The sequence below is a fragment of the Limnobacter sp. G6BE5S genome, assembly GCF_058448965.1.
In genome coordinates this window covers 396,068-419,306 of record NZ_JBZFLM010000003.1, presented here as the reverse complement: position 1 = coordinate 419,306, position 23,239 = coordinate 396,068, and the positions used below count along the sequence as shown (strand labels likewise).

Sequence of the window (23,239 nt, the reverse complement as noted above, 5' to 3'; positions counted from 1 at the left end):
TTGCTTTACTCCTGAACTTTCACGGTTTCACCGTCGTGCAGATAGGCTGCACCGGTACTGACCACCCGTGTGCCTTCTGGCAATGTGTCCTGAAGGGCCAGGCGGTCACCTTGTATAAAAGCCACTTGAACAGTTTGGCGCTTCACGGTGTTGTCAGCTTGAATTGTGTATATCCAGGCGGCTTTGTTGTCACCTTCCACGACAGCTTCAATGGGCAGGTAACTGCGGGTGCCGCTGAAATTGGCAGGTTCAATGCGGGTACGGCCTTGCATGCCCGAGAGCAGGTTTAGCTTTTCATTGGCGCGCGTGTCCACTTCAACCAACACGCCGTAGGTGCCGGTGGCGGGGTCGGCCGCCTGGCTCAGCTCTATCACCTTGGCCGGCCATTTGACACCGGGAAGCGCATCAAATTGCACTTCTGCCTTTGCACCCAGTTGAACGTGTATGGCCTGCTTGTCAGCCAGGCTCGCTTTCATGACAAAGCCGCTGCTTTTGCTGCCAAGCAGCAATATTGGTTGACCTGGTGATACGACCTCGCCTGTTTGGGCAAATCGTTTCAGAATAACGCCGTTGGCCTGTGCCTGAATTTCTGCAGTCTGGCTTGCATACTGCGCTTGGCTCAGTTGCGCGCGTGCCGCTTGTGCAGCGGTTTCAAGGTTGTCGAGTTGCACCCTGGAAATGACTTCCTGAGCGCGCAATGTTTTGCCGCGTTGCAAATCGCGTTGTGCTTTGTCAAATCCTGCGCTGGCTTGGCTAAGCGCAGCGTTGACGTCTTGCTTGTTCAGTGCGGCAAGGCGCTGGCCTTTTGCCACAGTTTCACCTTCGCGCACTGTGATTGTTTCGATCACACCGCCCACTTTAAAACTTAAACGTGTTTCATCGCGAAACGCACCAATGCCCGCAACTTCAATCAGGTTGGCGGCTGGCCCGGTTTGCACCGTTTCGGTTTTTACCAAACGGTATTCCACCGCAGGCGCTTCCTCGGGCGTTGCCGGGCCACAGGCGGCCAGAACGAGAAGGGAGAGGGCTGAAAAGACGGATACGGGTTTCATGGTTGAGCTCCTTCCTGTTGGCTTGGCTCGGGAATGTTTCGGTTGTTGTATTGCCAAATTGCGTGATCGATTCGGGCTTGATAAACCGCAGTCACCAAACCAAGGCGCGCTCTTGTGGCACTTTGTTCTGCGCTCAAAAATTCAACTTGTGTGGTTTCACCCGCATCGCGTTTTCGCTCGTTGATTCGAAGGCTTTCCTCAGATGCCGCCTGTTGGGCCATGCGGGCTTGAATGCTGTCCAGCGACACCAACAGGTTTTCTTTGGCCTGCAATTTGGCCAGTTGCAATTGTCGGTTGACCTGTCGCGCACGCGCTTCGAGTGCTTGCACCTGTGCCTGGCTGCGTGCCACCTCGCTGCTGCGAATGCCCGCATCGGCCAAGGTCCAGTTCAGAACCACCGATGCGCTGGCAAAGCCAGTGTTCGGACCCGTGCTGTAGTCGCGGCCCTGGTAGCCGCCTTCAACTGAATAACCCAGCGTGGGTTTGTAAGTGGCCCGGCTGGCATCCAGCTGCGCGCGTTGGGCGGCCAGGCTGCGTTCGAGTCGGGTTAGTGCCGGGGCAGGGGTAGTGCCCAGCGTTTTCGGAGTGAGTTCGTTCAGCAATGTATCAATGGCACTGGGGCTGAGGTCTTCTTGCGGCAGTTCAACAACACTGTTGTTGGGCGCATAGCGCAGCAGGTTGAAATATTCCTTGGCCAGCAAAGCCTGTGTTTGGGCTTGACGCAAAGCCACCTGAATTTCAAGTGTTTCGGCCTCGGCGCGTTTGGGCGCATCCAGTGTGGTTTCACCGGCTTTGTACAGCACCGTGTTGATACGCTCGTTCTCTTGCAAAGTGCGCAAGCTCGATTCAAGTATGTTGATACGGGCCCTGGCCTGCGCGTACTGCCAGTAGGCGGTATGCAGGTCGCGTACCAATTCTTCTTTGACCTGCAACTGCGCGGCTTCTTGCGCGCCCACTGCCTGGGTTTGCGCTTGCAGTTGGCGATCCAGTACGGGTTCGTAAATCGGCCCTCGCACAATCAGGCGCGTGTCTTGTTCTGTGGGGCGCAGCAGCGGTATGGATTGATTTTCAACAGTGGGGAATCGCGCGGGCTGACCTGCCGCAATGGCCTGTGCGTTCAGCGTGGCGTACACCGGGTTCAGCAAATCGCCTGCCGGAAAATCAATGGTGCGTCCGCCTTCGGCCACGCTTGCCCGCGCCTGCAGGGCAAGGCTGGGGTAAAAGCGCGCACGTAAATTTTCAAGTCGCTGTCGCTCAGCTTCGACTTCGAAGCTGGCCTGTGCCAAGGCCGGGTTATTGGCCATGGCTTGGCTCAAGTACTCATCAAGGGGGGCGTTGGCTTGACTGGGTTGTTGAATTTGAAAGGCCATCAACAGCAATGCAGCCATTAGACGTCTGTCAAGCAAGGAGTAAAAAAAAGCGCCCCTTCGATGGGCGCTTGGGAGAAAATGTTCGATCATTTCTTGCCTCCGCAATTGCGGTTGATCAGGGATTGCATGACCAGCTCTACAGCTTGATTCATGAAAGACTCTTTGGAGATGCCCATGGTTGCCATGAAGTTGGCTTTGGTTTGTGCCAACTGAATGGTTCCGTGCGTGAAACCCCACAGGGTGATTGAAATTTGCATCAGGTTTTCAAGGTCGGCACGCAACGTTTTGTCGACCATGCCGGTGGCCAAAGCAAGCACCATTTCTTCATGCACTTTTTGTCCCGCTTGAATCATTTCGAGCGCAGAGTTACATGGATCGCCAAATGCCATGTCGGGCGAAGACGCTTCAAACTTGGACATTGCGGCAAAGTGTGTGGGGTATTCTTCAGAAAACTGCATGTAGGCATGTCCAATGGCGCGGATTTGCTCCTCACCGGTGACGTGCTGTTTTCGCACGGCTTCAAACATTTCGCGCAGTATGCGCAAACCCCGCAGGCAAATGGCCAAATGCAAGGCTGCTTTGTCTTTGAAGTACACATACACCAGTGCGCGAGACACTCTCGCCTTGCGCGCAACCTGGTCCATGGTGGCTACGTCAAAGCCCTTTTCAGAGAAAACAAGTTCGGCTGCGTCCAGAATTTCTTCCCGGCGGCGTTCCTTTTCTTCTTCTCGACGTTCGATCACATAGTTCATGGAGTGGATCTTAGTTTAACCGTTGACATAGTGTCAACGGTTTTTTGATTCGACTGTTCGAAACCCTGATTTGAATCGATTTATCAAGTTTGTTTGCCGCACGGGGTGGGCGCTTCGTCAATTAAAGTTAAATCATGGTGAATTGTTTCTGTGAGAAGCGCGGTGGTTAAAAAACTGGAAGGCCTGGAGCGGCAAGTGGTGTATGTGATCGATGATCACCCGATCATTAGTTTCGGTTTGGTCGAAATGGTGAAGGACATTGCACCCCATGCCCGTATCCGCCAATTCTCCACGCTGAAAGAAGCGGCACGCCATGCAATAGAAGAGTTTCCCGCCCTGATCATCACCGATTTTCATTTGCGCGATGTGCAAGCTGAAACTTTCATTGGTTTGTTCGAAACCCTGTTTCCGGAAATCCCGGTATTGATTACTGCGAACGACGACAAGGTGATGGGACACTTAAAACGCCACCAGCTGGATCGGTTCATCGCATTTTCAAAATTCACTCCCTTTTCAAAAATGATCGACTTGATTCGGGTGGGCTTGAGTCAAGCCAATATTGAATTGCTCCAAATGCCTGTGCTTTCCAAGGCCTTGACCCACAAGCAGGTTGAAGTGCTCGAGTTGATTGGGGCCGGGCACAGCAACAAGGAAATTGCCCTGCTTTTAAAGATCAGCGTAGAAACTGTCAAAGGCCATGTGAAGGACATCCTGGAGCGACTCAAAGCCAAGAACAGGATGGAGGCATCCATCATTTATCGGCATACCCAGATTCAAAAACACAGTGCTGCAGAACCGAGTCTGCACAATAATTAGTCAGGGCATCTAATTCCTCATGTTTTGAAGGGCTTGGACTACTTGTCCACATGCTATCCCCTAGGTTGTGCCCACTTTTTGGGGATATCCACAGCAATCCAGAGTGCTCAATTTCAATCGATTCGGTAAACTGCTTACACGCAGTCCAATGTCGTCCTTTAACAGGAGAATAAGAGATGAGCAGCTCGCCAGAACTAGAAGAGTTCATGAATGGACTGATTCGCAGAAATCCCGGCGAACCAGAGTTTCACCAAGCAGTGCATGAAGTTGCGCAGCACATTATTCCTTTTGTCGCGAAGAATCCGAAGTATGAGTCTGCGCAAATTTTGCAGCGGCTGACCGAGCCTGACCGCATTGTCAGTTTTCGCGTGTGCTGGGAAGATGACCATGGCAATGTGCGCACCCAACGTGGTTATCGTGTGCAGCACAGCAATGCGATCGGCCCGTACAAAGGTGGCATTCGTTTTCACGACAACGTGACTCAAAGTATCCTGAAGTTTCTCGCTTTCGAGCAAACATTCAAGAACAGCCTGACCGGTTTGCCAATGGGTGGTGGCAAGGGTGGCTCAGACTTCAATCCTAAAGGGAAAAGCGATCGCGAGATCATGCGTTTTTGCCAGGCTTTCATGACCGAGCTGTCCCGTCACATTGGTCCATTCACCGATGTACCCGCAGGTGATATTGGTGTGGGTGGTCGCGAGATTTCTTACATGTTTGGCCAATACAAAAGAATTCGTAATGAATTCACGGGCGTGCTTACTGGCAAGGGCCTGGCGTTTGGGGGCAGCGAAATTCGAGTCGAAGCCACCGGTTATGGCGTGGTGTATTTCATGGAAGACATGTTGAACCACAAGGGCCTGAAGTTTGACGGCAAGATTTGTTCGGTCAGTGGTTCGGGCAATGTGGCGCAGTACGCAGTTGAAAAAATTCTGACACTGGGTGGCAAGGTGATCACCATGTCGGATTCTTCCGGAACGCTTCATGACAAAGACGGCATTACTCTGGAAAAGCTGGCACATATCAAAGAACTCAAGGAAGTGAAGCGCGCGCGCATCAGTGAATACCTAGAGAAGTATCCGCAAGCGGAATTTATCGCGGACAAGCGTCCCTGGCATATTCCATGCGATCTGGCTTTCCCCTGCGCTACCCAGAATGAAATCAACGCGGAAGAAGCTGACTTGCTGGTTAAAAATGGTTGCATGGGTGTGTCTGAAGGCGCCAACATGCCGTCTGAAAAAGGTGCCATTGATGTGTTCCAGAAAGCGCGAATTTTGTTTGCACCTTCGAAGGCAGCCAATGCAGGTGGGGTGGCTGTCTCGGGTTTGGAGATGACCCAGAACAGCATGCGCCTGTCGTGGTCACGCGATGAACTGAACCAACGCCTGCGTGCCATCATGGGCGATATTCACATGCGTTGTGTCAAGTATGGTGCCGAAGAAGATGGTCACATTGACTATTTGAAAGGCGCGAATGTGGGCGGCTTTGTGAAGGTGGCTGATGCGATGCTGGCGTATGGCGTGATTTAAAAGCACAGTGGTTTGAATCGCAAAGGGGGAGCCTGTCACCAGGCTGCCCCTTTTATTTTGGTAGGATGGCTGGTCAATTTTCACAAAGATACCTACGCCATGAATGTTCTAATTGTGCATGCCCACCCCGAGCCGCAATCGTTTTGTACCGCGATGATGAAACGAATGCGTGATCGTTTCGAGGCACAAGGCCACACCGTGACCGTGTCGGACTTGTATGCGAAGCAATTCAACCCGGTGGCCAGCGCCAGCGATTTTCCCGACCGCGGCAATCCAGACTACCTGGTCTATGCCCTGGAGCAACGGCACGCTGAAAAAAACAATACCCTGCCTGCAGACATCGCGGAAGAAGTGCAGCTGCTCAAAAATTGCGACCTGCTTGTCTTGAATTTTCCGTTGTACTGGTTTTCCTTGCCCGCTATTTTAAAAGGCTGGATTGACCGCATATTTTTATCTGGCGTGGTTTACGGGGGGCGTAATTTCTACGACCGCGGTTTGATGAAAGGCAAACAGGCCTGGTTGACTTTTACCTTGGGCGGTCGGGAACACATGTTTGGTGAGGAGGCGATTCATGGCGAATTGAATACCATGCTGCGCCCTGTACTGCGAGGCAGCCTGGGTTATGCCGGGTTCGATGTGATTGAGCCCTTTGCTGCTTATCATGTGCCTTACATATCTCCAGAAGCTCGAGTCGAAATGCTCGAGCAACTCGACACTGCAGTAGATACATTGGGTTCCCGCTCGCGGGTCTCGTATCCCAGTCTGGACAATTTCGATCCTCAGATGAATCCATTGAAGTAAGCAGGCAATAAAAAACCCGCGGTGCTTTGGCACAACGGGTTTTAATGAAGTCTACAGAAGACCTTTCATACGAAAGGTCGTGTAGCGGTCTTATTATTTTTGCTATTTCTGGATTACTTCATGCCCAGTTGCTTTTTGATCTTGGCGATCACGTCAGTTTGAACTGACTTGACCATGCCCTTGACTTGTTTCTCAAGGTCCTTGATCTGCTTCTGAACATCACTCAACAATTTCTTGCGGTCTGTTGCGCTAAACACTGACTTGGCTGCTGCGGCTTTCGCCTTGGCAGCTGGCTTTGCTTTGGCCACAGTTTTCTTGGCTTTGGCTGCAGCATTCGCTACGCTGGCAGTGGCTGCCTTTGCGCGGGATGTGACTGGCTTCTTGGCTGCTGGTTTCGCTGCAGGTTTTTTAGCAGCCGGCTTCTTGGCGGCTGGTTTTGCGGCGGCGGGCTTTTTGGCTGCAGCAGGTTTCGCTGCTGGCTTTTTAGCTGCGGCAGGTTTAGCTGCTGGCTTTTTCGCTGCAGCGGGTTTTGCTGCTGCTGGTTTTTTCGCGGCGGCGGGTTTTGCTGCTGCTGGTTTTTTAGCTGCGGCAGGTTTTGCAGCGGCTGGTTTTTTTGCAGCGGGTTTTCTTGCTGCTGGTTTTTTAGGAGCTGGGGTTGTTTTGCTTGCCTCGGCTTCGACTGGCTTTTGATCTGTTGTAACCATGTTGTGTAACCTTCCTTAAACGGTGTGGTGAGTTATGTGTACATCAAATTTAATTAACTGAAAAGCTTTTTTCATCAATACATGATCAACAACCCGTTTGTGTGTATTTTTCAATAGCTTTTGTCGTTTTTTTTTCGCACCAACCGTGTGCAAATTTTCATAATTTTTTCTGATATTTATTGGCACCGCTCTTGCTAGTTTGATGTTGAATTAACTTCAGGTGCACCACCTTGTTCAAGCATCTTTCCAAACTTTCCCATCACGCTGCCTGGCGAAGGCAGCTTGAGTTATTACTCGATTCAACCGGCGAAGGTATTTACGGCATCGACCTCAAAGGTCGCTGCGTTTTTATCAACAAAGCAGGTGCGGAAATGTTGGGTTACTCGGCCGACGAAGTGCTGGGCAGAAACATGCACTACCTGATGCACCACTCGTATGCCAACAATGATTTGATGCCAGTTTGTGAGTGCCATATTTTCAGAGCTTTTCAGGAGAACAAGGGTTGCCGCGTGGACAATGAAGTGCTGTGGCGCAGAGACGGTACTTGCTTTCACGCCGAGTATGCTTCTTATCCAATCTTCGAAGAACAAACTGTGGTGGGCGCTGTGGTCACGTTCAACGACATCACCGAACGGGTCGAAGCGCAAAATATTCGACAGGCGGCACAGGTGGAGTTGGAACGTCGCGTGTTTGAGCGCACTGCACAATTGCAAAAAGCACACGACAGAATGCGCAGGCTTTCTGCACACCTGACCACTGTTCGCGAAGAGGAGCGAACCCGAATCGCTCGCGAAATGCACGACGATCTTGGCGCCAAGTTGACTGCATTTGATCTGGAGTTGAAAGCGCTCTCCTATCGTTGCGCAAACGATGAAAAACTAACCCTGAGAATTGAAAGCATGTTGAGCCTTGCACAGGGTGCAATGGAGAGTTTGCGCCGAATACTTTCCGACCTCCGCCCGGGGGTTCTTGATCATCTTGGTTTGTGGGCGGCAGTGGAGCATTTGCTGGGCGAGTTTGCACAACGCACCAATGTGGTGAGCTCGCTCGACATTGACCCGGCACTGGAACATGTCCGCTTGAGCAAAGCGACGGAAACGGCCTTGTATCGAATTCTGCAAGAAGCCTTGAACAATGTCGGTAAGCATGCCGATGCAAACCGGGTAGATGTACAGGTTCACACCGAAGGACGTGCCGTTGTGTTTCAGGTCAAAGACAATGGTCGAGGCATGGCTGTTCGTACCTTCAATGCCGGGTTTGGTTTGATGGGTATTGAGGAGCGGGCTTGGGACATTGGTGCGCGTTGCTCGATTGATTCAATTTTGGGGCAGGGTGTTTGCATCAAACTGCGCTTGCCCGAGGTACTGGCCTAATGAATATTCTGATCGTGGATGACCACATGATTATTCGCCGCGGACTGGTCCAGATTCTTGATGAGTTTGGTGGGCAGTACATTAGCGAGCAGGCAGCCGATGGCGTGGAGGCCATGCAGAAACTGCGCAAAGGCAATTTCGACGCAATACTGCTGGACGTGGCCCTCGGCGAGCGCGATGGGTTCGATGTGCTTAAAAGTGTACGGAGCGAATTCCCAAAGCTGGGCGTTGTCATGTTGTCTGTGTACCCAGAAACCCAATTCGCCCTTCGGGCTATTCGCAGCGGTGCCAATGCTTATCTGAATAAAGGATGCTCACCCGCCGAGTTGACGCAGGCCCTTCAAATGGCCTGCGCGGGGCAAGTGTACCTAACCCCTGCTACGGCCAATTTAATGGCGAATGATTTGCGCAAGCCCACGGACCGTGCGCCGCATGAACGATTGTCCAACCGCGAAATGCAGGTGCTGCGTTTGATGGCGCAAGGCGAAACAGTTCAACACATTGCACAGGCGCTTTGCCTTTCGGGCAATACGGTTTCAACTTACCGGGCCCGCGTGTTCGAAAAACTGGAACTGAAAAATCTTGTTGATCTTGTGAACTACACCAAGCAACACGGCCTGTAGTTTTCTTGTAGGGGCAGCACTACAACACAATCACAAATGGCGTGATACCCAGCCCAAAGCGGGCACGGCATACTGAATTCATATTCAACGCAGTGTTGCTGGAGAAGCGCGAATGGCCAGAATGCAGGGTTTCAGACTGGGTGTGTACGTATTCAAGGAGGGCGAGGTGGTGGACTACGCCGCCCCCTACGGTGTGTTCTCGGTGGCCAAGCGTTTTGATCCCGAACTGGAAGTGTTCCTGGTTGCTGAAAGCATGCGACCTGTGCAAACGCAAGCGGGCTTTACCGTGCTGCCCAACTATTCATTTTCTGACACACCGGCCATGGATGCATTCCTGATTCCCGGTGGTTTTGGTACCCGTCAAGAAATGAACAATGGCAATTTGCACCGTTACATTCGGACCCTTCCTGACAACTGCTTGCTCACCAGTGTGTGCACGGGTTCGTGGATCTATGCCCGCATGGGGTTGCTCGACGGCCTTGCTGCCACCAATCGCAAAGAACCCGATCGCCTTGAAGCGTCGCACTTGGGTAAAACCCCGATCGACCGCCTTGCGGAAATTGCACCCGCTTGCCAGGTAAGCCATGCACGTGTGGTGGATGCAGGTCGAATCGTGACCGGTGGCGGAATCGCCAGCGGCATGGAAGTTGGCTTTCACTTGCTGCGCCGCGCAGGTTACGACGAAGAGTTTATCGCTGAGGTGGCCCGAGTGATGGAGTACACCAAGGCCTACCAGCAATACCAGCACGACATTGATTACTTTCGCCCCGCTTTGAACCGCGCTTCAGCCTGATTGTTGCTTAAACCGCTTAGGAGTTCACCATGTCTTTTTTCAAGAACCCGTTTGACCCCAACACCCGTCTCGGCATGCGCTGCGCCTGTGGGCAACACAACAGCCAGGCTGAGCATGATCAGCAATTGGCAGTGCAGCAAATGGAAGAGCGTGCTGTTGAGAATGCAGTGATGCATGCGCTGTTTCCCAACGACCAATTGCGCCGCAATTTTCTGCGTGCTGTGGGCAGTGGCACGGCCATGGCTGCAATCGGCAGCATGTTTCCGTTGGCGGCAGCCAAAGAAGCATTTGCACAAAGCAATGGCCCCTTGGAAAAGCAAAAGCTGAAAGTCGGCTTTATTCCGATTACCTGCGCAACACCCATCATCATGGCGCAGCCCTTGGGCTTTTATGCCAAGCAAGGTCTGGATGTTGAAGTGGTGAAAACTGCGGGTTGGGCGGTGGTGCGCGACAAAGCGCTTGCCAAAGAATACGACGCAGCACACATGTTGTCCCCAATGCCTTTGGCCATTTCAATGGGCGTGGGTTCAAACGCCATTCCGTGGACCATGCCAGCTGTTGAAAATATCAATGGTCAGGCCATTACATTGGCGATGAAGCACAAGGACAAGCGCAACCCCAAAGATTGGAAAGGTTTCAAGTTTGCGGTGCCTTTTGACTATTCCATGCACAACTACCTGTTGCGCTACTACCTGGCCGAAGCTGGTTTGGATCCTGACCGTGACGTACAAATTCGCTCGGTACCGCCTCCCGAAATGGTGGCCAATATGCGGGCCGACAACATTGACGGCTTCCTGGCGCCCGACCCTGTGAATCAGCGTGCCGTGTACGACGGTGTGGGTTTCATTCACATTCTGTCAAAAGAAATTTGGGCGGGGCACCCATGCTGTGCGTTTGCCGCCAGCAAGGAATTTGTGACCCAAAACCCGAACAGCTACAAGGCGCTGTTGAAGGCTGTGCTGGATGCCACGGCCTACGCTCGAAAAGCAGAGAACCGAAAGGAAATTGCAGCGGCCATTGCGCCCACCAATTACCTCAACCAGCCGCTGACTGTGGTGGAGCAGGTGTTGACAGGCACCTACGCGGATGGCTTGGGTGGCATTCAGAAAGACCCGCAGCGTATCGACTTCGACCCCTTCCCGTATCAAAGCTTTGCGATCTGGATTTTGACGCAGATGAAACGCTGGGGCCAAGTCAAGGGCGACATCGATTACAACAAGATTGCGAAAGATGTTTTCCTGGCCACGGACGCAACCCGTTTGATGAAAGAGCTGGGCATGCAAGCGCCACCCAGTTTAGATAAAAAATTCAGCGTGATGGGCAAACCTTTCGATCCCAAGAAGCCGGAGGAATACCTCAACAGCTTCGCAATTTCCAGAACCAAGGGATAAGCGGCATGAAAAGTTTCAAGAATCAGAAATGGGCGCCATCGGCATTGTCTGCATTGATCCTGGTCGTGATGCTGGCGATATGGACCATTGCAACAATGCCCGAGGAATCCGAAGTGATCGTAGACCCCGAGTACGCTGCCCTGGTCGGGCAGGCTGCTTCCACGGGCGGAGAAACCCCATTGCCCACACCGGGTGATGTGGGTGCAAAGTTGTGGGGCCATGTCAGTGACCCGTTCTACGATCGCGGCACCAACGACAAAGGCATTGGTATTCAACTGGGCTACTCCATTTTCCGCGTGTTGGTGGGATTTGGTTTGGCGGCCTTGGTGGCCATTCCCTTGGGCTTTGTGATTGGCATGTCGCCTTTGCTTTACAAGGCGCTTGATCCTTTCATTCAAATTCTGAAACCAGTGTCGCCTTTGGCCTGGATGCCGCTGGCCTTGTACACCATTCAAGACAGTGATACTTCAGCCATTTTCGTGATCTTTATTTGCTCGATTTGGCCCATGTTGGTGAACACCGCCTTTGGTGTGGCCGGGGTTCGGCGCGATTGGTTAAACGTCGCCAAAACTTTGGAGGTGAGTTCGCTGCGCACCGCTTTTCAAGTGATATTGCCTGCAGCCGCCCCCACCATCATGACCGGCATGCGCATTTCTGTTGGCATTGCCTGGTTGGTGATTGTGGCCGCTGAAATGCTGGTGGGCGGCACAGGCATTGGTTACTTCGTATGGAACGAATGGAACAACCTGTCGATTGCCAACATCATCAGCGCCATTTTGTTCATCGGCTTGATCGGCATGTTGCTCGATACGCTGCTGGCTCGCATGGCCAAGCTGGTTAGCTACAAGGAGTAAACAACAATGACAATGACTGAACACAAGATATTCAGCAAAGACCTGGTGCCCACTGAGAAAGCTGCGGCCTTTCTGCAGGTGGAAGGTTTGGTAAAAAGTTATGCACCAGATGACACCAACGTGCCGCCTGTTTTTGAGGCAGTGAACTTTGACATTCAGAAAGGCGAGTTTGTCTGCATCATCGGCCACTCGGGCTGTGGCAAAAGCACCATTCTGAACATTCTGGCTGGCTTGGATGAAGCCACTCAGGGCTACGTGATCATGAACGGCAAAGAGGTGGTGGGCCCGTCGCTGGACCGTGGCGTTGTGTTTCAAAGCCATGCGCTGATGCCCTGGATGACCGCGCTGAAGAATGTGGAGTTTGGTGTACGGTCGCGTTGGCCTGAAAAGTCGCCAGAGGAAATCAGCGAACACGCCATGAAGTACCTGGACATGGTGGGTTTGAACAAGGCGGCCAACAAGAAACCGCACGAGCTTTCAGGTGGTATGAAGCAGCGTGTGGGTATTGCCCGCGCATTTGCCATTCAGCCGCAAATGCTGTTGCTTGATGAACCATTCGGCGCGCTCGATGCACTGACCCGCGGCACCATTCAAGACGAGTTGTTGCAAATCGTGAAGGCGACCGGTCAAACAGTGTTCATGATTACGCACGACGTGGACGAAGCCATTTTGCTGGCCGACAAGGTGATGCTGATGAGCCATGGCCCGCGTGCCCGCATTGCGGAAATTGTTGAAAACACCATGCCGCGCGAACGCACCCGAAGCACCGTGCACCATGATGCGCAGTACTACGCCATTCGCAATCACCTGGTTGATTTCTTGGTGAACCGCGCCGCGCCGGCGACGGAACCAGATGGCAACACGCTGAATGCCGAGTTGCACAAACAACCCCCAGTGGTACGCCCTGGCTTGAAAGCCCTGAGCAACACGAAAGTTAGCACCGAGACAACACCCCAACTAAATTTGATTCAAAGGAGTGCACCATGAAACGAACCGAGGTAACCGAAATGATTGTATTGGCCAAGCGCAAGAAAAAATGCACTTGGGACGACTGCGCCAAGGTACTGGGCCAGTCCAAGGAATGGAGCACAGCCGCGCTGCTGGGCCAAATGACCTTGACTGAAGAACAGGCCAAAAAAATTGGTGAGTACTTGGCCTTGCCACCCGAGGCAGTGGATTGTTTGCAAGTGGTGCCTTACAAGGGATCACTGCCAACAGCCGTGCCCACCGACCCGTTGATCTATCGCTTCTATGAATTGATCAGTGTGTACGGCACCACCTTCAAGGAGTTGATTCACGAGGAGTTTGGTGACGGCATCATGAGCGCCATCGACTTCAAAATGGACTTGCAGCGTGAGCCCAACCCCATGGGTGATCGGGTTAGCATCAACATGAGTGGCAAATTCCTACCTTACAAAACCTATTGATTTCAAGGTCGAATTCCAGGCCAGCTAAACGCCCCGGGTTAGAATAAGCGCTTGTCTTAATTCTTACCTGGGGTAAAGCCGTGACTGATTCAACTGCAAACAATGCCGCTGCTGGCGACGAACTCGTACTGCCTTCCGGCGTGAAGCTGACTTTTAAAAAGCGCGGTACTGGCACACAAAAACCTACACCAAACTCCATCGTTGAAGTGCACTATGAAGGCACCTTTCTGGACGGTCGCGTATTCGACAGCTCTATTAAGCGCAATGAAAAAATCTCTTTCCCTCTGAACCGCGTGATTCCTGCCTGGACACAGGCCTTGTGCGAAATGGTGGTGGGTGATCGTGCAATCGTGTTCTGTCCTTCAGACACGGCATACGGCGCACGTGGTGCGGGTCCAATTCCCGGCAATACGGACTTGGTGTTTGATGTGGAGTTGTTCGACATCCGATAAGGTTTTTTGCCAACTCGGCATGGGTTACTTGTGTCGCACTGAAAACCGCTTGATCCCTTTTTGAAATTCACCCTGACTCACCTCGCTCGGCAAAAGGGCGGGCCGAGTCTCGGTGTCGGCCCATGACCGACCGTGGCGGGTGAATTCAAACGGGGCGGTTTTCTTCAAGTGCGCCCCAAGCACTCCCACTACCGAGTTGGCTTAATCCGGCGCCAGCGTCTCTCCACCACCACGCAACTCACCGCGGTTCAATGCCCAATCGGCGGCGGAGTTTCGATCGCCTCGCCTTCAAGAAAACCTGCCCGTTTGAATTCACCCGCCGCGGTCGGCCATAGGCCGGCACCGAGACTCGGCCCGCCCTTTTGCCGAGCGAGGTGAGTCAGGGTGAATCTCAAAAAGGGAAATACAGGTTTTCAGGCGAGAGATTGAAATCCAAGCTGATTGGGTTTTCAAGCAACTTTGCGTAGTTGAAACTGCCGCGTTCCCCATTGAATCAGGAACGGCACCAAGGCCAGTGCAGTCAGCGACACCACCACTTCCAGCGAGATCAATTCTTCAAGCTTGTTGACCTTGGACAGTTCACTGCCTGCATTTACATACAACATGGTGCCGGGCAACATACCCAGGAAACTGGTCCACAGAAAGGTCCATGGTTTTACCCGCGTAAGGCCAGCCAGCAAATTGAACGCAACAAATGGGATGATGGGAGCCAAGCGCAGGCTGAGCAGGTAAGTCACTTCGTTTTTTTCAATGCCTTTGTTGATCTCATTCAGTTTGTTGGTAAATCTGCTTTCTACCGAGGACCGGAAAAAGTGGCGCGCAAACAGCATGGTGAGCAAAGCGCCGAAGGCAGACGCCGCAGTAGACACCACCAAACACAAACCAAATCCCATGCAGCCACCGCACACCAACATCAGCACGCCCGCACCCGGCAGGCACAGCGCGGTGAGCAGAACAAACACACCGAAGTAAATCAGGGTGACCAGCGTGGGGTTGTCCATGAAGTGCATGGTCAGTTCACGTTGAGCCATCAGCATGTCTTGCAGGGACACATCAGTGTTCAGCCACACCAGTAGCAGCAAAGCTGCGACAAGCAGCAGTGCTGTTTTTTTCCAGTGTTGTTGAACTGTATGGGGCATGCGCTGCTTCCTTAGCCTTTCAATACAATCGGTTCAATCGCATCGCCTTGCGGCAAAATTCGACCAATAATCGCGGTGTGTTCATAACCCAGTTTCTTTAAGGCGGCCACACAGGCCTCGGCCTGCTCGCCAGGTACTGTCGCCAACAAACCACCTGCGGTTTGTGGATCAAAAATTAGCGGGTAGCGCGGATCGTTCACATAATCAGCCTGATTGCGAATGGCTCGGCGCAAACGCACATTGGCCGGTTGCAGAGAACTGACAATGCCCGCACTGACCATTTCAAGGGCACCGTCCAGCAAGGGCAGGGCACTTAAATCAAGTTCAGCATCCACTTCGGAAGGCCGTGTCATTTCCACCAAGTGGCCGAGCAGCCCAAAACCAGTCAAGTCCGTGCAGGCTTTGGATCCGTATTCGCGCAGGCATTGAGCACCTACGCGATTACTTTTCACCATCGATTCCAGTGCAGCATCAATCCAGCGACCTTTGGTTTTCAGCTGCGGCAGCGCGGCGAACAGGGTTCCGGTTCCAATTGGCTTGGTCAGCAAAATCGCATCGCCGGGGCGCATGCCGCCTTTGATCATCACGCCGCCCAGGTTTTCATCGACCAAACCATTGATTGCAAAACCCAGTGCCAGTTCACGGCCTTCGCCAGTGTGTCCACCCACCAGTGCGCAGCCAGCGTCATTTAATACTTCCACGGCACCGCTCATCATCTGGAACAACAATTCCTCTACCTTGGACTCAAGGCCGGGTGGCACGGTCACCACGGCGGTGGCCGATTGCGCTTCACCACCCATGGCAAAAACGTCGCCCAGTGCGTGGTTGGCTGCCACCTTGCCGAAAATATAGGGGTCATCTACAAACGCCCGGAAAAAATCAACTGTGTGCACCATGGCTTTGCCGGGCGGTACTTTCACAATGGCCGCATCGTCGGGCGCGTGCAGGCCCACCAATACATCTTCGCGATCCACCGGCTTTAAGTTACCCAAGGCGCGAGATAAAACCGTGGAACCCACTTTGGCACCGCAACCACCGCAGCGCATGGCAATTGCGGAAATGGCCTGAAGGTTTTCTTCCTGCGTGAGTGCCAGGTTGGGCGTGTTGCCACCTGCGGGTTTTGCATTCGGATCCATCTGGGGAAATTCGCTGAACTTCGCCATGAAGCGGCGATCAATCCAGTCTTTCCACTGCCACACCCAAGCACCCGCAAAACCGAGATTTCCTTTGGATGCCACCGCGTACTTGTCGCCAGTGCTGATCAAGGCCAGCCAGGTTTTTTGGGGGCGGTATTCCAGCAGCTCGATCCCCTGCACAAACAGGTGCAGGTTTTTGGTCAATGGTTTGCCCATGCGCACCGCGAACACGCCCGCTTTTTCCAGCGGTGTGCTGGTTAAATTGGCAATGTCGCCTGCAGCAAAAATTTTTGGATCGCGCGTGGTTTGCAGGGTAGGGCCCACACTGATGAAACCGCGGTCGTCCAGTTCAAGGTCGGTGTTTTTCAGCCATGCAGCGCCACCGGCTTGCGTTACCCACATGATTTCGTCGGCGTGTAAATGCTCGCCTTGTTTGGTTTGCAGGGTGTGGCCGTCTAGCTGAACCACTTCCGCATCGCGGTGCAGCACCACGCCACGTTCATTCAATACTTTTTCGAACCGTGCGCGCACACCGGGGTTGTGGGTGGGCAGTACATCGGCATCTGCGGTGAACAGGTGAAATTCCAGTTCGTCGGGGTTGCGGCCCATGGTGCTTAATTCATTGCGCAAGCGAAACTGCATGGCCAGGGCCAGTTCTACACCGCCTGCACCGCCACCGACCACAGCAATGGTGGTTTTGCCAGCATGGGTTTTTACACGTTCAAGCAAATTGACCCAGCGTTGGTTGAAACGCGCAATCGGCTTGACCGGCACTGCGTTTTCCAGGGCACCTGGCACCAGTTGCACTTGCGGTGTGCTGCCAATATTGATCGACAGGGCATCGTAAGCAACCGGGGGGCGGTTTTTGCAAATGACTTTTTGATTGGCGCGGTCTATGCCCACCACTTCGTCTTTGAACAGCCTTGCCCCTGCGAAGGCGCACAGTCGGCCCAGGTCAATGTGTACGTCGTCGTAACTGTAATGGCCTGCAATGTAGCCAGGCAGCATGCCGGAATAAGGGGTGTGAATGTCGGTACAAATCAGGGTAAGCCGCACACCGGGCCACGGCTTCATGCCAAACATGCGCAGCACACCCACATGGCTGTGGCCGCCGCCTACCAGCACGATGTCACGAAGAATGGGTTGGTCAGATGTTTGCATGGTGTACTTCTACTTCGTTGTTGTTTTGATTGGCTCGTTGTACGAGTCGAATTAACTGGTTTTGTTCGTTTTCAGGTGCAAATAACCTGGCCCGGTCGGCGCACTGGTTTTTCAGCTTGGTGTACACACTGGATTTACCCGGTGGCAAGGGTTTCGGATTCACAATGTCTTCAAGCAACTGGGTCAGCATGTTGGCCAGTGCATGGGAATTGCCCAGTGGAAAGTAACCGGGGTAGCCTGCACCCAGCATGCCAATGTTGCCATCAATGTAACTGGCCACCACGGGTGTGCCGCTGCACACCGCTTCCATAATGACATGCGCCCCACCTTCCATTTTGCTGGCGTGTACCAGCACATGGGCACGCTGAATACGGGTGCGGGTTGCACCGTGGGCTTGGTTGCCAAGCCAGCGGTAGTTGGGGCACACCTGCATGGTTTCTTCAGCGGCTTGGGCCAGTTCCGGGTCCAGGGGGCCACCAATGTGGTCAATGAAAATTTCCGGATAGCCACGCAACAGCACCGCCGCTTCCATCAGGGTTTGCGGCATTTTTTCATCGCGCAAATGGCCCACCATGATCACCTTCAAGCGGCGCTTGGGTTTGGGCAGTGTTTTGCGTGACGAGGTAGACTGAAAGATCACAGCGGTTTTCGGGTGCAGTGCTTCGTTCAGTTTCTCGATGCCTTTTTCTTGCAGCACGATCAAGTGCTGCGCCAGTGCCAGCGACTTTTGTGCGGTTTCATCGGTTTCAATGTCGCGGTAAAGGTCGGTCCCGGTCAGGGCCAGCACCAAGCCCGGGCTGCCTTGTTCAGTCATGCCACGGCTTTGTGCCCAAGCGGCAATAGAGTCAGCAGACCGGCGTGCGTGTAGCGCAATCATGACTGCATCGTGAACGGTGGCAGGCGTGTTTTCCCAGTGTTTCACAATGCGCACATTGAAGTGCTCGGACAAAAACAGCTGCCAGCGGCGGGCGGTTTGCCAGTTGCCGTTGTTGGAATCGGCAAGGGCAGGGCTAACAATGACAACAGACGGTTTAATCAAGACAACAGCCACTTAATTTGACAGGGGGGAAATTGGGGCGCGAACCACCCAAAGTGGTACACTGCGACCCTGAAGAAGTTTACACGATCCATGCCCTGCCAATCACCGCGAGAACCCGCATGCACCCAGCCCAAGACAACCCTGTAATTCAATGGACCAAGGGCGAAGAAACCTTTCGTGCACGCTGGCAGTCGGAGCGCAACCTGGCCGTGCCGGGCAAAGTGATGCTGGCAGACGACACGCTGACCGCAGACACCGCTTACCGACTGGCCTGCGAGGGCAATGTATTTCTGTGGCAAAGTGATTTTCAAAATGCCCGCCAATTGATGCAGGCCTTGGTTCGCCGGGTTGATAAAAGCGCCGAGCACAAAAAAAGCAAAGCTGCCAAAGCGAGCAAGACCGATGTTGAATACCCACAAAAATTTCATTTGTACCGCCAGGCACAAGCCCAGCGCGCACGTATTCTGGGTTCAATCCTGATTCCGTTTAACGCCGATTACACCATTTCCCTGCGCCGCGCACCCGATGTGTTGGCAGCTTGCACTGAAGCATGGGGCGAGCCACAGGCCGATGGCCCCATGATTGTGTGTTCATTGCGGGAGATGATGGGCGTGGTGGGTGCGTACGAATGGCGCAAAAAAGGCGTGGATGTGCCTGCGCTTGGCGATCCGCCCAATAATCGAATTCATCCGTATTACGGTGTCTTCTCGCCTGTGCGTGGCGAGTATGTGGATTTGGTGTTGAAAGCCCCATTGCCCAAAGCCTGTGAAGTCAATGGCTCGGCGGTGGATGTGGGTACTGGTACTGGTGTGCTGGCCGCTGTGTTGGCGCACCGCTGGTTGAGCAATATTGTGGCCACCGACAACGATCCGCGTGCGCTGGAATGTGCGCAATTCAATATTCAGAATTTGGGCATGGGCAAGCAGGTGAAGGTGGTGCAAGCCGATCTGTTTCCTGAAAACAAAGCCGATTTGATTGTGTGTAACCCACCGTGGTTGCCGGGCAAGCCCACCTCACCGATTGAACGCGCCATTTACGATGAACACAGCGGCATGCTGAAAGCGTTTTTGGCGGGCTTGGCTGCGCACTTGAATGCAGGCGGTGAGGGCTGGTTGATTTTGTCCGACTTGGCCGAACACCTGAAACTGCGCACACGCGAAGAGTTGCTGGGCTGGATCGAGCTGGCTGGTTTGAAAGTGTTGAGCCGCATGGATGCCAAGCCGAAACACGGCAAGGCATTTGATTCTGCCGATGGTTTGTTTGATGCGCGTTGCAAGGAAGTCACCAGCTTGTGGCGACTCGCTGCTGCCTAAGGACTTTCAAGCCTTTGCCCAAAACACCGCAAATTTTTGTTCCGGGTCGGTGTAAGCTTTGCTCTCGACAAAACCTGCGCGCTTGAGCAAGTCTTCAAATCCGGTCAGTGTCCACTTGTAAGAATTCTCGGTGTGAATGCGTTCACCCTCTACAAAGGCTCGCTCGCCACCTTCCCAGTTCACCGAAACATCCCGCAGTGCTTCCAGGTGCATTTCAATGCGGTTGAGTTCAGTGTTGAACAGGCCAATGTGTTTCCAGTCTTCCAGCTTGAAATTGGTGCCAGCCAGTTTGTTGAAGTGCAGCAACATATTGCGGTTGAAGGCAGCTGTTACGCCCAGGGCATCGTCGTAAGCCGCTTCAAGCACAGCTTTGCTTTTCACCAGGTCAACACCGATCAACAGGCCGCCATCCGATGCCGCTGCACACACCGTTTTTACCTGTTTCAGAAACAGCAGTGCTTCCTCGGGGGTGAAGTTGCCAATGCTGGATCCCGGGTAAAACATGACCCGGGGTTGTGCAGGGTTCAGAGCCAGGCCAGCTGGCAAATTCAATTCAGTTGAGAAGTCCATGCCCACCCCACTCATTTCCAGATCTGGAAACTGGCGTTGCAGGCATTCCAGTGAGCCTTTCAGGAAGTCCACGGAAATGTCCACCGCGACATAGCGGTCTGGGTGAAATACATTGAACAACCGGGCTGCTTTTTCACAATTGCCTGCACCCAGGTCAATGAACGCAGCGCCTTTGGGCACTTGCTGTGCCATGTCATGCCCGTGGCTGTTGAAAATCAGCGCTTCCGTGCGGGTGGGGTAATACTCAGGTATGCAAGTGATCGCCTCGAACAGTTTGGAGCCCAATTCGTCGTAGAGATACTTGGGTGAAGTGTGTGCTTTGCTGGCGCGCAGGCCGCTTAGTAACTCTTCACGAATGTGGTCAGCTTGGGCTTGGTAAATCTGGATAAATTGTGGTGTTGGTGTCATTGGCTCAGATCAATTAACGGGTCATTCGACTGCGAAGGTGATAGCTCATGCTGTCTACGATCGCAACCAACAGTAGCATGGCAGCCAATATCGTTGCAGTCTTGCCCATCTGGAACAAGCCCATGTGGAAAGACAGCAACTGGCCGAGGCCACCTGCACCAACCACGCCTAGAATGGCAGCGGCTCGGATGTTGTTTTCCCATCGGTACAGGGTGTAGCTCATTAGCTGGGGGATCACTTGCGGCAAGGTGGTGAAATAAAACACGCGCAGGTTTCCTATTCCCTGCGTACGCAGGGCGTCCGCGGGTTCTTGTGGTGCGTTTTCGATGGATTCAGCAAACAATCGCCCCAACACACCGGTGGTGTGAAATGCCAACGCCAGTGTGCCTGCAAATGGCCCCAAGCCCGCTGAAATCAATAAAAGCGCGGCCCAGACCAATTCGGGAATGGAGCGCAGCGCATTGAGCACCCAGCGTGTTGGTGTTCGCATCAGGCCTTTGTCACTGCTGTGCAACTTACTGGCCGGAATGGCCAATGCCAGCCCGGCTACAGCCGCCAGTACTGTGCCCATGAGCGACATGGCCAAGGTTTCAACGGTTCCCCAGCCCACTTTGCCGAGAAATTTTGAATCAGTTTCCATGGGGAAAAACTCAGCAACGAAACGCCCCATGGATTTGAATGCTTCGAACGAAAGGAAGTCTCCCCATTTCAGGCCCAAAGTCCAGAAGCTAGCGATGATCAGCGATAGCATGGCCAGCAGCAATAATCCCGTGCCGCCGCTCATGATGGCGGGTGCTTTGCTCGGACAGGGCATGGAATCAAGCCGTGCGCTCATATCAGCCTCTTGCGGAAGAACGCGCTAACTGCATCAGCCAGTGCAACCAGCAAAATGAATACGATCAACATGGTGGAGACCTCGCCACCATTGAACATCTTCATGGAGTTGTCCAGTTCCTGGCCCAGCCCGCCCGCACCGACAAAGCCCAGCACCACAGAGGAACGAATCGCACATTCCCAGCGATACACGGTGTAGGAAGTTAGTTCCATTACGTTTTGGGGCAACAGGCCATAAAAAAATGCTTGCAACCGCCCACTGCCGTTGCGCAACAAGGTTTCAGTGGGCGTAGTTTCCCCGCTTTCCAGAATTTCCCCATATACCTTGCCCAACATGCCGCCGTAGGTCAGCGCAATAGCCAATACACCGGCCGTTGGGCCCAAACCCACCACGCGAACAAATACCAGGGCCCACACCAGTTCGGGAATGCTGCGCAGGAAAATCAACATCCAGCGAATGGCTTGTCGAACAACAAATGGAAGGGTGTTCATGCGGCCAGAAATGGCAGAAACCGACAGCACGCGTGTGGACAAAATGGTCAGCGGAAAGGCGATGGTAAGAGCCATGACCATGCCAGCGGTGGCAATCGCGACGGTGGTCCAGGTGGCGTCAACTATTCGCCAAAGTAATTCGGGTTCGAGCACAGGGGGAAAGAAGCTGCCGATGAATTCAGCGCTAATTCGCATGTTCTCTGGTTCAATCAGCACCCCGGGACGGAATTCGGTAGCCACCGCCAAAGGCCAAATCAACACGATGGCAAAAACCATCCAGAACAGGCGTTGATGCCATGCAGGGTCGCGCAGCGGCACATCAAACCGCGGGTTGTGTACAGGTAAGCTGCTCATCGACAATTGTTGACCACCACGGCAGGCGTCACTTTCTCGAACTGCTTTTCAATTAACTCGCGGTCCACTTCACCGAGCAGCTCGTGTTCATATTGTGAATACAAACTTTTCAACATGGCTGGGGTGACTTGTTCAGTGGGCAGATCAAACTCGATTTCCCCGTTGCGCAAACCAACGATGCGCTTGAAAAATGCAAGTGCCATGTCAACCTGGTGCAGGGTACATACCAGTGTAATTCCCTTTTCTGCCGCAGATTCAGTCAATGCAGACATGGCCAGACGAGCCCGTGTGGGGTCTAACGCTGATAAGGGTTCATCCACCAACCACAATTGGGCTGGTGACACGAACAGGCGTGCAAGACCCACACGCTGGCGTTCCCCACCAGAGAGCCTGTCCACACGTTCAAAAATTTTCTCGGGTAAATCCAGTTTGCTTAGCGCACTGTGAGCGGCTGGAATATCCACTGGATAAAACATCGACTTGATGCTTTGCATCAGACTCATCGCAGGAAGCCGGCCAGCCAGTATTGAGGTGATTACTCTTTGGCGCGGTGGTAACGGGGGCACTTGTGGTGCCACGATCAATTGACCGCGAAGTTTTTGAAGCTTGCGTTTGCTGAGTTGCCAAGGTTGCTGCCCTTGCAGTTCAATTGCGCCACCCAATGGTTTTAGTGTGCAGGAGAGAACCTGTAGCAGGGTTGTTTTACCAGCGCCAGAGGGGCCAATCAGCGCGACTTGTTCGCCGCTGCCGATTTGGAGACTCATTTTTTTGATCGCCGGAACGCTGCCCGGCGGGGCGGATGGGTGGCAGGCATTGATGTCCCGAATTTCAAGTTTCACTGCGTTGCCTTCCCTATCCT

At 53.3% G+C, this 23,239-nt stretch carries 23 protein-coding genes; 12 read left to right on the top strand and 11 right to left on the bottom strand.

Features of this window, described 5'->3' with window-relative positions; genetic code table 11:
• Positions 1-5 precede the first annotated feature (5 nt).
• The 3 genes from ACVL1J_RS07675 to ACVL1J_RS07665 form a co-directional block, all read right to left on the bottom strand.
• The gene (locus tag ACVL1J_RS07675) at positions 6-1,052 is read right to left on the bottom strand and encodes an efflux RND transporter periplasmic adaptor subunit (RefSeq protein ID WP_341238124.1); all 1,047 of its coding nucleotides are present in this window, start codon (positions 1,050-1,052) and stop codon (positions 6-8) included.
• Positions 1,049-2,440, bottom strand: coding sequence for a TolC family protein (locus tag ACVL1J_RS07670; RefSeq protein WP_341238123.1), 1,392 nt, complete (start codon positions 2,438-2,440; stop codon positions 1,049-1,051). Before ACVL1J_RS07670 ends, ACVL1J_RS07675 begins: the two co-directional genes overlap by 4 nt.
• 68 nt (positions 2,441-2,508) lie before the next feature.
• A complete protein-coding gene (locus ACVL1J_RS07665) occupies positions 2,509-3,174 on the bottom strand; it encodes a TetR/AcrR family transcriptional regulator (protein WP_341238122.1) in 666 nt (221 codons plus the stop codon).
• 150 nt (positions 3,175-3,324) lie between these two features.
• Between ACVL1J_RS07665 and ACVL1J_RS07660 the strand changes: the two genes are divergently transcribed.
• The 3 genes from ACVL1J_RS07660 (at position 3,325) to ACVL1J_RS07650 (ending at position 6,317) form a co-directional block, all read left to right on the top strand.
• A complete protein-coding gene (locus tag ACVL1J_RS07660) occupies positions 3,325-3,990 on the top strand; it encodes a response regulator transcription factor (protein WP_159568845.1) in 666 nt (221 codons plus the stop codon).
• A gap of 176 nt (positions 3,991-4,166) precedes the next feature.
• Positions 4,167-5,516, top strand: coding sequence for an NADP-specific glutamate dehydrogenase (gene gdhA, locus ACVL1J_RS07655; protein ID WP_159568844.1), 1,350 nt, complete (start codon positions 4,167-4,169; stop codon positions 5,514-5,516).
• A gap of 99 nt (positions 5,517-5,615) precedes the next feature.
• On the top strand, positions 5,616-6,317 hold the full coding sequence (locus tag ACVL1J_RS07650) for an NAD(P)H-dependent oxidoreductase (RefSeq protein ID WP_159568843.1): 702 nt from the start codon (positions 5,616-5,618) through the stop codon (positions 6,315-6,317).
• Between the two features lie 113 nt (positions 6,318-6,430).
• Here ACVL1J_RS07650 and ACVL1J_RS07645 read toward each other — a convergent pair whose 3' ends face one another.
• Positions 6,431-7,021: a hypothetical protein gene (locus ACVL1J_RS07645; protein ID WP_491665256.1), complete on the bottom strand. Its 591-nt coding sequence runs from the start codon at positions 7,019-7,021 to the stop codon at positions 6,431-6,433.
• Positions 7,022-7,251: 230 nt separating this feature from the next.
• Here ACVL1J_RS07645 and ACVL1J_RS07640 point away from each other — a divergent pair, with 230 nt between their 5' ends.
• The 8 genes from ACVL1J_RS07640 to ACVL1J_RS07605 all read left to right on the top strand — a co-directional run bounded on the left by ACVL1J_RS07640 (position 7,252) and on the right by ACVL1J_RS07605 (position 13,934).
• The gene (locus ACVL1J_RS07640; RefSeq protein WP_159568842.1) at positions 7,252-8,394 is read left to right on the top strand and encodes a sensor histidine kinase; all 1,143 of its coding nucleotides are present in this window, start codon (positions 7,252-7,254) and stop codon (positions 8,392-8,394) included.
• Positions 8,394-9,017 carry a response regulator gene (locus ACVL1J_RS07635; protein ID WP_159568841.1) on the top strand — a complete coding sequence of 208 codons (624 nt, stop codon included), beginning with the start codon at positions 8,394-8,396 and terminating at the stop codon, positions 9,015-9,017. Before ACVL1J_RS07640 ends, ACVL1J_RS07635 begins: the two co-directional genes overlap by 1 nt.
• 112 nt (positions 9,018-9,129) lie before the next feature.
• Positions 9,130-9,810: a DJ-1/PfpI family protein gene (locus ACVL1J_RS07630; RefSeq protein WP_341237546.1), complete on the top strand. Its 681-nt coding sequence runs from the start codon at positions 9,130-9,132 to the stop codon at positions 9,808-9,810.
• 29 nt (positions 9,811-9,839) lie between these two features.
• Positions 9,840-11,201 (top strand): CmpA/NrtA family ABC transporter substrate-binding protein, encoded by a 1,362-nt coding sequence (locus tag ACVL1J_RS07625; protein WP_159568839.1) that lies wholly within the window; start codon positions 9,840-9,842, stop codon positions 11,199-11,201.
• 5 nt (positions 11,202-11,206) lie between these two features.
• The gene (gene ntrB / locus ACVL1J_RS07620; RefSeq protein WP_159568838.1) at positions 11,207-12,055 is read left to right on the top strand and encodes a nitrate ABC transporter permease; all 849 of its coding nucleotides are present in this window, start codon (positions 11,207-11,209) and stop codon (positions 12,053-12,055) included.
• Positions 12,056-12,067: 12 nt separating this feature from the next.
• Positions 12,068-13,042 carry an ABC transporter ATP-binding protein gene (locus tag ACVL1J_RS07615; protein ID WP_491665267.1) on the top strand — a complete coding sequence of 325 codons (975 nt, stop codon included), beginning with the start codon at positions 12,068-12,070 and terminating at the stop codon, positions 13,040-13,042.
• Positions 13,039-13,482, top strand: a complete 444-nt coding sequence (gene cynS, locus ACVL1J_RS07610) for a cyanase (RefSeq protein ID WP_341237545.1) — start codon at positions 13,039-13,041, stop codon at positions 13,480-13,482. Before ACVL1J_RS07615 ends, cynS begins: the two co-directional genes overlap by 4 nt.
• An 80-nt stretch (positions 13,483-13,562) precedes the next feature.
• On the top strand, positions 13,563-13,934 hold the full coding sequence (locus tag ACVL1J_RS07605) for an FKBP-type peptidyl-prolyl cis-trans isomerase (RefSeq protein ID WP_201301414.1): 372 nt from the start codon (positions 13,563-13,565) through the stop codon (positions 13,932-13,934).
• 449 nt (positions 13,935-14,383) lie between these two features.
• Here ACVL1J_RS07605 and ACVL1J_RS07600 read toward each other — a convergent pair whose 3' ends face one another.
• The 3 genes from ACVL1J_RS07600 to senB are packed head-to-tail and all read right to left on the bottom strand — an operon-like array spanning position 14,384 to position 18,409.
• Positions 14,384-15,073, bottom strand: coding sequence for a TVP38/TMEM64 family protein (locus ACVL1J_RS07600; RefSeq protein WP_159568836.1), 690 nt, complete (start codon positions 15,071-15,073; stop codon positions 14,384-14,386).
• Positions 15,074-15,084: 11 nt separating this feature from the next.
• Positions 15,085-17,370, bottom strand: a complete 2,286-nt coding sequence (gene selD, locus ACVL1J_RS07595; RefSeq protein WP_159568835.1) for a selenide, water dikinase SelD — start codon at positions 17,368-17,370, stop codon at positions 15,085-15,087.
• The gene (gene senB / locus ACVL1J_RS07590) at positions 17,357-18,409 is read right to left on the bottom strand and encodes a selenoneine biosynthesis selenosugar synthase SenB (RefSeq protein ID WP_236550807.1); all 1,053 of its coding nucleotides are present in this window, start codon (positions 18,407-18,409) and stop codon (positions 17,357-17,359) included. Before senB ends, selD begins: the two co-directional genes overlap by 14 nt.
• 119 nt (positions 18,410-18,528) lie before the next feature.
• Between senB and ACVL1J_RS07585 the strand changes: the two genes are divergently transcribed.
• Positions 18,529-19,722 (top strand): methyltransferase, encoded by a 1,194-nt coding sequence (locus tag ACVL1J_RS07585; protein WP_341237548.1) that lies wholly within the window; start codon positions 18,529-18,531, stop codon positions 19,720-19,722.
• Positions 19,723-19,728: 6 nt separating this feature from the next.
• Here ACVL1J_RS07585 and egtD read toward each other — a convergent pair whose 3' ends face one another.
• From egtD to ACVL1J_RS07565, 4 genes are read right to left on the bottom strand one after another with little or no spacing between them, the layout of a single operon-like run.
• A complete protein-coding gene (gene egtD / locus ACVL1J_RS07580) occupies positions 19,729-20,700 on the bottom strand; it encodes an L-histidine N(alpha)-methyltransferase (RefSeq protein ID WP_159568833.1) in 972 nt (323 codons plus the stop codon).
• 13 nt (positions 20,701-20,713) lie between these two features.
• Positions 20,714-21,484 carry a phosphonate ABC transporter, permease protein PhnE gene (gene phnE, locus ACVL1J_RS07575; protein ID WP_341237547.1) on the bottom strand — a complete coding sequence of 257 codons (771 nt, stop codon included), beginning with the start codon at positions 21,482-21,484 and terminating at the stop codon, positions 20,714-20,716.
• Between the two features lie 47 nt (positions 21,485-21,531).
• On the bottom strand, positions 21,532-22,380 hold the full coding sequence (locus ACVL1J_RS07570) for a PhnE/PtxC family ABC transporter permease (protein ID WP_159568831.1): 849 nt from the start codon (positions 22,378-22,380) through the stop codon (positions 21,532-21,534).
• Positions 22,377-23,219, bottom strand: coding sequence for a phosphonate ABC transporter ATP-binding protein (locus tag ACVL1J_RS07565; protein WP_159568830.1), 843 nt, complete (start codon positions 23,217-23,219; stop codon positions 22,377-22,379). The genes ACVL1J_RS07570 and ACVL1J_RS07565 overlap by 4 nt, the downstream gene beginning before the upstream one ends.
• Positions 23,220-23,239 lie beyond the last annotated feature (20 nt).

Excerpts from the sequence above, each read along its gene's own strand:
- ACVL1J_RS07675 (WP_341238124.1), bottom strand. The coding sequence starts at position 1,052 with ATGAAACCCGTATCCGTCTTTTCAGCCCTCTCCCTTCTCGTTCTGGCC.
- ACVL1J_RS07670 (WP_341238123.1), bottom strand. The coding sequence starts at position 2,440 with ATGGCTGCATTGCTGTTGATGGCCTTTCAAATTCAACAACCCAGTCAA.
- ACVL1J_RS07665 (WP_341238122.1), bottom strand. The coding sequence starts at position 3,174 with ATGAACTATGTGATCGAACGTCGAGAAGAAGAAAAGGAACGCCGCCGG.
- gdhA (WP_159568844.1), top strand. The coding sequence starts at position 4,167 with ATGAGCAGCTCGCCAGAACTAGAAGAGTTCATGAATGGACTGATTCGC.
- ACVL1J_RS07650 (WP_159568843.1), top strand. The coding sequence starts at position 5,616 with ATGAATGTTCTAATTGTGCATGCCCACCCCGAGCCGCAATCGTTTTGT.
- ACVL1J_RS07645 (WP_491665256.1), bottom strand. The coding sequence starts at position 7,021 with ATGGTTACAACAGATCAAAAGCCAGTCGAAGCCGAGGCAAGCAAAACA.
- ACVL1J_RS07635 (WP_159568841.1), top strand. The coding sequence starts at position 8,394 with ATGAATATTCTGATCGTGGATGACCACATGATTATTCGCCGCGGACTG.
- ACVL1J_RS07630 (WP_341237546.1), top strand. The coding sequence starts at position 9,130 with ATGGCCAGAATGCAGGGTTTCAGACTGGGTGTGTACGTATTCAAGGAG.
- ACVL1J_RS07625 (WP_159568839.1), top strand. The coding sequence starts at position 9,840 with ATGTCTTTTTTCAAGAACCCGTTTGACCCCAACACCCGTCTCGGCATG.
- ntrB (WP_159568838.1), top strand. The coding sequence starts at position 11,207 with ATGAAAAGTTTCAAGAATCAGAAATGGGCGCCATCGGCATTGTCTGCA.
- ACVL1J_RS07615 (WP_491665267.1), top strand. The coding sequence starts at position 12,068 with ATGACTGAACACAAGATATTCAGCAAAGACCTGGTGCCCACTGAGAAA.
- cynS (WP_341237545.1), top strand. The coding sequence starts at position 13,039 with ATGAAACGAACCGAGGTAACCGAAATGATTGTATTGGCCAAGCGCAAG.
- ACVL1J_RS07600 (WP_159568836.1), bottom strand. The coding sequence starts at position 15,073 with ATGCCCCATACAGTTCAACAACACTGGAAAAAAACAGCACTGCTGCTT.
- selD (WP_159568835.1), bottom strand. The coding sequence starts at position 17,370 with ATGCAAACATCTGACCAACCCATTCTTCGTGACATCGTGCTGGTAGGC.
- ACVL1J_RS07585 (WP_341237548.1), top strand. The coding sequence starts at position 18,529 with ATGCACCCAGCCCAAGACAACCCTGTAATTCAATGGACCAAGGGCGAA.
- egtD (WP_159568833.1), bottom strand. The coding sequence starts at position 20,700 with ATGACACCAACACCACAATTTATCCAGATTTACCAAGCCCAAGCTGAC.
- phnE (WP_341237547.1), bottom strand. The coding sequence starts at position 21,484 with ATGAGCGGCGGCACGGGATTATTGCTGCTGGCCATGCTATCGCTGATC.
- ACVL1J_RS07570 (WP_159568831.1), bottom strand. The coding sequence starts at position 22,380 with ATGAGCAGCTTACCTGTACACAACCCGCGGTTTGATGTGCCGCTGCGC.